This window comes from Carboxylicivirga sediminis (assembly GCF_018156225.1).
In the GTDB taxonomy this organism is placed as follows: Bacteria; Bacteroidota; Bacteroidia; order Bacteroidales; family Marinilabiliaceae; genus Carboxylicivirga; species Carboxylicivirga sediminis.
The window spans coordinates 1-3,514 of sequence record NZ_JAGTAR010000074.1 but is presented as its reverse complement, the minus strand read 5'-3'; the positions used below and the strand labels follow the sequence as shown (position 1 = coordinate 3,514).

The 3,514-nt window shown below is 41.5% G+C and carries 2 protein-coding genes; one reads left to right on the top strand and one right to left on the bottom strand.

Annotated features, from left to right (window positions below; genetic code table 11):
• Nucleotides 1–119 precede the first annotated feature (119 nt).
• Entirely contained in the window at nt 120–2,594 is a 2,475-nt protein-coding gene (locus KDU71_RS22555) for an FAD-dependent oxidoreductase (protein WP_212193394.1), read from the bottom strand.
• Between the two features lie 219 nt (nt 2,595–2,813).
• Between KDU71_RS22555 and KDU71_RS22550 the strand changes: the two genes are divergently transcribed.
• Nucleotides 2,814–3,440 carry a PA domain-containing protein gene (locus KDU71_RS22550; RefSeq protein ID WP_212193393.1) on the top strand — a complete coding sequence of 209 codons (627 nt, stop codon included), beginning with the start codon at nt 2,814–2,816 and terminating at the stop codon, nt 3,438–3,440.
• Nucleotides 3,441–3,514: the final 74 nt, after the last annotated feature.

The window sequence follows — 3,514 nt, the reverse complement described above, 5'->3', positions numbered from 1 at the left end:
GATACTAAACATCAAGCATCTAACCAAATAATCAAGGCAATAATCTATTGATTATGAATACAAAAGAGGGCATCCGTTTTTTGGACACCCTCTTTCCTTTTATCATCCATTGTTATCAATTAGATAAGTAGATTCACATTCGATTCTTCAGACTGCTCAAGGTAAGTTGCAACTCCTCCAATTTCAACTGAATCAAGCAACTCCTCTTTCTGCACGCCCATCACGTCCATACTCATCTGACAGGCAATAAATTTAGCTCCACCATCAATAGCCGATTGTATTAAATTCTCCAGAGAATCAATATTCTTCTTCTTCATAATCTTCTTCATCATCTTGGTACCGGCCCCGCCCATATGCATCTTACTCAGGGTCAGTTCGCGAGCTGATGATGGCATCATCTTGCCAAACATTTTACTGATGACATCTTTCTTAACCTTTGGCGCATCCGTTTTCTTAATCACATTCAATCCCCAGAATGTAAAGAAAATGCTTACATCGTGACCAGCAGCCAAGGCGCCATTGGCAATCACAAAAGTGGCTAATGCTCTGTCCAGGTCATCACTAAAGCAAATTAAAGATTTCTTATTGGCCTGTACAGTTCGACTTGGTGCCAATGTCTTTGTACCCTTTTTAACAACGGCGGTAATAGTTGAACCATCTTGCGCCACATCCACCACCTGGTTGCCGGTCATTTTCGCCCAGCTTTTAACATCATTGAAAAAACCAGGATCTGAGGCTTTAATCCTGATACTTTCGCCATCCTGCACCGTATCCATCGTTTTTTTCAGCTTCAGGATTGGTCCGGGACATTGCAAACCACAGGCATCGGCTTCAACTGTTACCTGCACATCAGCCTGCTGTTCTTCGGTCTGCCTGGTTTTACGATAAATATGATCGTCGTTACCGATGTAATTATTCGCAAAAATATCCTCATTGCTTTGCTTCTGAATAGCGTGCTCGTAGGTTTTTAAACCTCCCGAAAGATTATATACCTGTTCATAACCGTGTTGCATCAAGATGCGGCATCCAACATGTGCTCTGAGACCAACACCGCAATACAGGACTACTTTTTTATCTCCTGGAATTTCACCCATACGCTCACGTATGTCATCCAATGGAATATTTAGTGAACCTTCGATACCGCCCAATTCAGCTTCATCTTTTGTTCGTACATCAACAACAAAATAATCATCCGCTTTTCCAGCTACTAAATCGCGCCACCAGATTGTTCGGGTAGTACCATTCAGTATATTTTCAGCCACAAAACCAGCAATATTAACAGGGTCTTTTGCCGAAGAATATGGCGGCGCATACGCATGTTCTATCTCCGTCAAGTCATATACTGTATATCTATTACGCACCGCTTCAGCAAATAAGTCAATGCGCTTATCCACGCCTTTATAACCAACAATCTGAGCACCCAACAATCGTCCATCATTCGGATCAAATGATATTTTAATACTCATTGGTTCAGCACCAGGATAATAACCTGCATGCGATGATGAGTGAGTGATTGAATCGATGTGTGGTATGTTGTGCTCACCCAGCAACTTGCCCGATACTCCAGTTGAAGCAACTGTAAGTTTAAAAACTTTAGCAATAGCCGTGTTTATGGCTCCATTGTAAACATGCTCATTACCGCGCACCAGGTTATTGGCTACAATCCTACCTTGCTTGTTGGCTGGCCCAGCCAGATAGGTAATCATCTTTTTACCGATGATTGGATTTTCGAATTCGATGGCATCACCCAAAGCATAAATATCAGGGTCTGAAGTCTGCAGGTGTTCATTCACGACAATACCATGCGTATCGCCAATTTCAAGCCCGGCCTCTTTTGCCAGCTTACTTTCCGGCCTAACACCAATCGACAGGATAACCAAATCCGTTTCAATGGAACGTGTTGTATTTAAGTGCACATTCAGGCGTTCACCATTCTTTTTAGAAAAAGAACTTACGGCAGTATTCAGATAGAATTCAACATTCTGCGTTTTTAAATGCTGGTGTACCAAGGTGGCCATCGAATAATCCAAAGGCGTCATCACCTGTTCAGCCATCTCCACAATGGTTACGCGAACACCTAAATCATGCAGGTTTTCTGCCATTTCAAGACCAATAAACCCAGCTCCCACAACAGTTGCATGCTGTACGTCGTGTTCCTCTATATATGCTTTGATAATATCCGTATCCGGTACATTTCTTAAAGTATATATCCCTTCGGAATTGATACCTGGCAGCGGCGGCTTTACAGGTTCGGCACCAGGCGACAACACTAGCTTATCGTATGTTTCGGTATATTCTTCGCCGGTTGCAACTTTTTTAACTTTTACAACTTTCGCTGCCCTGTCAATTGCAACTACTTCGTGCTGCGTGCGCACCTCCATATTAAAGCGCTTACCAAAACTCTCAGGTGTTTGCACAAACAGGTTCTCACGCTCACTTATTGTGCCTCCAATATAATATGGTAACCCGCAATTGGCGTATGAAATGTATTCTCCACGCTCAAACATTATAATTTCAGCCTGTTCATCGATTCTCCGCAAACGTGCAGCCGTTGTGGCTCCACCTGCAACTCCTCCAACAATTAAATACTTCATACTTCTATAATTTTCATATTAACTTATCTGGTTTTCAAATGCACTGCAAATATAGATATATTTCTTCATATCTACATATCTATATGGTTTATTAAAGATGTTAATCTGCATTTATACAGTATAAAATAGTCATCGTTTCATGTCATAGCCAGTGTCAATAACCTCAATAGTAACAGTATTTATGCTATTTTTAACATCTGAACATATTTATAATGCACTATGAGAAACATACTATTCTTATCCTTTATACTTTTAACTTCAAATCTTCAGGCACAAGATGAAGAAGTAATTCTGAAGTATTTCCACAGCATTACCTCAGAAGAAGTATTTGGCTATGCTAAAACACTGGCCGAACCCCAATTTGATGGCCGACTAGCCGGTAGCCCAGGCTATACCCATGCTGCGGAATATGTGGCAGATTATCTGAAAGAATGGGATATACAACCAGGCTTTAACGGGAGCTACTTTAAGCATTATCCACTGGACTATACTACCGTCAAATCTGTTGGGAGCTTCACCGCACAATTAATCGATTCGAAAGGCAATTCCATCGATAAAAGCTATTCATTCCCTGAGCATTATTATCCGGGTTCCAACTCGGGAAATGGAGAGGTTAGCAGTGAACTGGTTTACGTGGGTTATGGCATCACAGCACCTGAGCACCACTACGATGATTACAAAGGCATTGATGTAAAGAATAAGATTGTCATGCTTGAATCGGGCCACCCAAAACCTAAAGGAGCTGAAGACTGGAACGATTGGGCCGCATACGCAGGTTCCTCTGAAAAAATGAACAACGCGCTTCAGCACGGAGCTCAGGGTGTACTTTTCATATACTCTAATTAAATACAAGTTTTCAAGCCACTTTTTCAGCGGAGCTATTAATATTTTTCGTTCTCGGGTCAATACATATGTAATCT